Source organism: Neobacillus drentensis (genome assembly GCF_036966985.1).
In the GTDB taxonomy this organism is placed as follows: Bacteria; Bacillota; Bacilli; order Bacillales; family Cytobacillaceae; genus Neobacillus; species Neobacillus drentensis_E.
The window spans coordinates 1-2,119 of sequence record NZ_JBALSN010000355.1; the positions used below are offsets into that span (position 1 = coordinate 1).

General features: G+C 42.7%; 1 protein-coding gene. It reads left to right on the forward strand.

Annotated elements, in window-relative coordinates; all coding sequences use genetic code 11:
- The first annotated feature begins 348 nt into the window (after window positions 1–348).
- The gene (locus tag V7659_RS21605; RefSeq protein WP_335542150.1) at window positions 349–1,782 is read left to right on the forward strand and encodes a DHA2 family efflux MFS transporter permease subunit; all 1,434 of its coding nucleotides are present in this window, start codon (window positions 349–351) and stop codon (window positions 1,780–1,782) included.
- The last annotated feature ends 337 nt before the right edge of the window (window positions 1,783–2,119 follow it).

Genomic DNA, 2,119 nt, shown 5'->3' on the forward strand with positions numbered 1-2,119 from the left:
ATTGGGTATATTGTTTCCGCTCACATTTATATTTTAAAATTCTAGATTCGGTTTAATTAATTTATTCTAATAGACCTAAATATCGCTCTATTTTATCTATATTCTGTTTTACTTTTTCATATAAGAGCAAAAATTTATCACAAGATTTTATCCTATTAGTAGAGGGTAATGAAAAAATGTCCTTACTTGCAGTTTTATTTCGAAAAAAATGTCGGTAACATTTTTACAATAAAAGCTACAAACTCATTTATTGACTAGGACATTTTTGACCTGTATTGTATCAAATAACGGACCGATTAAAGGGGAACGTAAATAGAAATTTTTCAGGAGAAGGAAGTGGTATTGCTAATGAAACAATACAATACACGTGCCATCATGGCTTCGCTGCTCATTTGCGGTTTTGTTGGTATGTTCAGCGAGACGGCACTTAACATAGCGATTAGTAATTTAATGGATGTGTTTCAAATTTCGGCTGCGACCGCACAGTGGTTAACAACTGGATTTTTGCTTACTCTCGGCATTCTGATGCCGATGACGGGGCTGCTGTTACAATGGTTTACAACGAGGCAATTGTTTTTCGGGTCGCTCGTGAGCTCTATTGTCGGCACAGTCATTGCGGCGCTCGCGTTCAACTTTGAAATGCTTATGGTCGCTCGCGTTCTACAGGCGGCAGGCATGGGTCTTTTGATTCCGCTCATGTTCAATACGATCCTAGTCGTGTATCCACCGGAGAAGCGTGGAGCCGCGATGGGCTTCGTCGGACTTGTCATCATGTTCGCGCCTGCAACCGGACCTACGGTTGCTGGTCTCCTAATCGAATATTTTACATGGCACTACATCTTCTGGCTCTCGCTGCCATTTTTGATCATTGGGCTGTTGGTAGGGCTGAAATATTTGGAAAACGTCACCGACGTAACGAAGCCTCGAATTGATCTAGTGTCTGTTGTATTATCAACCATCGGCTTCGGAGGGATTGTCTTCGGCTTCAGCAAAGCAGGAGAAGGATCCGAGGGTTGGACCAGCACGGTCGTGATTACTTCGATTGCCATCGGATTAATCGCACTCGTTTTGTTTATTCTACGGCAGACGACTATGAGTGAACCGATGATGGACCTTCGGGTATTCAAATATCCAATGTACATTGTAGGACTATTGATGGTACTGTCATGTATGATGATCATTTTGTCGAGCATGATTATTCTGCCAATGTTTCTTCAAAATGGTATGAAACTGTCTGCGTTTACTGCCGGGCTCATGCTGTTGCCGGGCAGCGCACTAAACGGCATCTTATCGCCGCGGATGGGACGTTTATTCGACAAGTATGGACCAAAGTGGCTCGTTATTCCCGGACTTATTATCGTCGCGGTAACGTTATGGTTTTTCTCCAGCATATCGCCGACATCATCGGTCGCATTTATCGTCGTCCTACACATCGGATTAATGATCGGAATTTCCATGGTGTGGATGCCAGCACAAACCAACGGCCTCAACCAGCTGCCACCTGCGCTATACCCACATGGAACAGCCGTCATGAACACATTGCAGCAGGTCGCGGGTGCGATTGGTACAGCTATCGCAATCATCATTCTTACGACTGGAATGGAGAACTATTTGCATGACTCCTCTGCACCGACTCAGCAGACTGAGATGGCTAACGCTATGACGGCGGGCTCACAGCATGTGTTCTTGTTTGCGATGATCGTGACGCTGGTCGGTCTCGCCCTAGCCTTCTTTATCCGCCGAGTTGTGGTCAATCATTCAGCGATGAATCCAATGCATTAAGGACTATTTCAAATTTTGTCTGAGGACTTCCTAGCTTCACAGGTTGTCCTCTTTTTTTTAGGCAAAAAAAGGTCAAAAATCGAGCAGATTTTAAACCTCTAATCATTACATATCCTGTATTAATAAATTTAGTTCAATCAGCTTAACCTCGAGCGGATTCAGCCTTTCATTTAATATAATAGAATTATTCTTTATGATTTTATTTCCAACTTTCATATAAGGAACACAAATTTGCCTTAAATATTCAACCTCTTTGCTTTCAGGTCCGGACCGAATCAATTTTCATCCATTCATCAAGAATACTTCCTTGATCTCTGTGCTATCCTCTGTTTAAATA

What these genes read in the sequence shown, in the direction of transcription:
- V7659_RS21605 (WP_335542150.1), top strand. Translation starts at nt 349, where the DNA reads ATGAAACAATACAATACACGTGCCATCATGGCTTCGCTGCTCATTTGC.